Below are 2,411 nucleotides of genomic sequence, written 5' to 3'. Positions count from 1 at the left end.
CGCGATTTCGACCGCCATGATCCCGTTCCTGCTAGCCGCCATCATGGTCTCGTGGTTCGGGCTGCAGCGACGCAAATGGCAGCAGGGCGGCGACAATGACTGACGCCCTCACCCGCAAAGCGCTCGACCCGAAGGCAATCCTCAACGCCTCGGCACCCGCTGGCGATGCCAGCGAGGGGATGAGCTATCTCAACTCGCTGCCGCGCCGCCTCGTCACGCTCTACCTGCCGCTGGTGCTGATCCTCTTCGTGCTGCTGTTCCCGTTCTACTGGATGGCGCTGACCGCGGTGAAACCGGACGCCCAGCTCCTCGACATGGAGACCTACAGCCCGTTCTGGACCTGGAGTCCCACCTTCAAGCATTTCCACAAGCTGTTGTTCGAAAGCTATTATCCGCACTGGCTGTGGAACACGATGTATGTCGCGGTGGCCTCCACCGTGCTCTCGATCGTGGCCAGCGTGCTCGCCGCCTATGCCATCGTGCGGTTGCGCTACAAGGGCGCGAACCTCGTCGGCGGCCTGATCTTCCTCGCCTATCTGGTGCCGCCGTCGATCCTTTTCATTCCGCTCTCCACGGTCGTGTTCCAGTACGGCCTGTTCGATTCGCCGTTCGCGCTGATCCTGACCTATCCGACCATCCTGATCCCGTTCTCGACCTGGCTCTTGATGGGCTATTTCAAGACCATCCCCTTCGAGCTCGAGGAATGCGCCCTGATCGACGGTGCGAGCCGCTGGCAGATCCTGATCAAGATCGTGCTGCCGCTCGCCATTCCCGGCCTGATCTCGGCCTTCATCTTCTGCTTCACGCTGTGCTGGAACGAGTTCATCTACGCACTGACCTTCCTGCAATCGACCCAGCACAAGACCGTGCCGGTCGCGATCGTCAACGAGTTCGTCGACGGTGACGTCTACCGCTGGGGGGCGCTGATGGCGGGCGCCTTGGCCGGCTCGGTGCCCCTCGTGATCCTTTACGCCTTCTTCGTCGAGCATTATGTGTCGGCCATGACCGGTGCCGTGAAGGAGTGAGCGCACGGAGCCGCAACATCAAGAACAAGGAGCAGGCTCTTGCACATACTGGTTCTGGGCGCCGCCGGCATGGTGGGCCGCAAGCTCTGCGACAGGCTGTTGCGTGATGGCCGTCTCGGCCAGGCCGAGATCAGCCGGCTGACCATGCATGACGTGGTGGCGCCGAAAAAGCCGGAGAAGGCCGCCATTCTCGTCGAGACGGTCGAAGGCGATTTCGCGGTTGCCGGCGCCGCCGAGACGCTGATCGCCGGCCGTCCGGACGTGATCTTTCATCTTGCCGCGATCGTCTCGGGGGAGGCCGAGCTCGACTTCGACAAGGGCTACCGCATCAATCTCGACGGCACCAGGATGCTGCTCGACGCCATCCGCAAGGTCGGCGACGGCTACCGGCCGCGCTTCGTCTTCACCTCCTCGATCGCGGTGTTCGGCGCGCCGTTCCCCGAGGCGATCGGCGACGAGTTCTTCAACACGCCGCTCCTGAGCTACGGCACCCAGAAAGCGATCGACGAGCTGCTGCTCGCCGACTATTCCCGCCGCGGCTTCATCGACGGCATCGGCATCCGCCTGCCGACCATCTGCATCCGTCCCGGGCTGCCCAACAAGGCGGCATCCGGCTTCTTCTCCAACATCCTGCGCGAGCCCCTGGCCGGCAAGGAGGCGATCCTGCCGGCGCCGGAGACGGTTCGGCACTGGCACGCGACGCCGCGCTCGGCGGTCGGCTTCCTCGTCCATGCCGGCACCATGGATCTCGTGGCGGTCGGCCCACGGCGAAACCTGACCATGCCCGGCCTGTCGGCCACAGTCGGCGAGCAGATCGCCGCCTTGAAACGCGTCGCAGGCGAGAAGGTGGCGGCGCGGATCAAGCACGAGCCCGACCCCTTCATCATGAGCATCGTCGACGGCTGGCCGCGGAACTTCGAAGCCAGGCGGGCCCGGGCGCTCGGCTTCACGACCGCGGAAAAGTCCTTCGACGACATCATTCGCATCCACATCGAGGACGAGTTGAATGGCGCGTTCGTCAATTGAACCGTTGTTGCAGCCATCGGGAGTAGAGCCATGACAGCCAGCATCGTCGGATGGGCGCATACGCCGTTCGGCAAGTTCGACGCCGAGACCGTCGAGGGTCTCGTGGTCAAGGTCGCCAACGAGGCGCTGGCAGACGCCGGCATCGCGGCGTCCGACGTCGACGAGATCGTGCTCGGGCATTTCAACGCCGGCTTCTCGCCGCAGGATTTTACCGCTTCGCTGGTGCTGCAGGCCGATCCGCAACTGCGTTTCAAGCCGGCGACACGGGTGGAGAATGCCTGCGCAACGGGTTCGGCGGCCGTGCATCAGGGCATCCGTGCCATCGGGGCGGGGGCCGCAAAGATCGTGCTGGTGGTCGGC

2 protein-coding genes and 2 pseudogenes are annotated in these 2,411 nt (G+C 64.5%); all 4 read left to right on the top strand.

Annotated elements, in window-relative coordinates:
• Window positions 1-103: pseudogene (locus JOY90_RS15645) on the top strand (sugar ABC transporter permease); the annotation flags it as partial.
• Window positions 96-1,025 carry a carbohydrate ABC transporter permease gene (locus tag JOY90_RS15640; protein ID WP_291692021.1) on the top strand — a complete coding sequence of 310 codons (930 nt, stop codon included), beginning with the start codon at window positions 96-98 and terminating at the stop codon, window positions 1,023-1,025. The pseudogene JOY90_RS15645 and the gene JOY90_RS15640, both read left to right, overlap by 8 nt.
• A gap of 39 nt (window positions 1,026-1,064) precedes the next feature.
• A complete protein-coding gene (denD, locus tag JOY90_RS15635; RefSeq protein WP_291692020.1) occupies window positions 1,065-2,051 on the top strand; it encodes a D-erythronate dehydrogenase in 987 nt (328 codons plus the stop codon).
• Between the two features lie 30 nt (window positions 2,052-2,081).
• Window positions 2,082-2,411: pseudogene (locus JOY90_RS15630) on the top strand (thiolase domain-containing protein); the annotation flags it as partial.

Origin of the sequence: Bradyrhizobium sp. (genome assembly GCF_019242285.1) — a bacterium.
Lineage (GTDB): Bacteria > Pseudomonadota > Alphaproteobacteria > Rhizobiales > Xanthobacteraceae > Bradyrhizobium.
Note: the sequence above shows the minus strand (reverse complement) of the source record. Positions and strands in the feature narration are given on the sequence as shown.

What these genes read in the sequence shown, in the direction of transcription:
- JOY90_RS15640 (WP_291692021.1), top strand. Translation starts at nt 96, where the DNA reads ATGACTGACGCCCTCACCCGCAAAGCGCTCGACCCGAAGGCAATCCTC.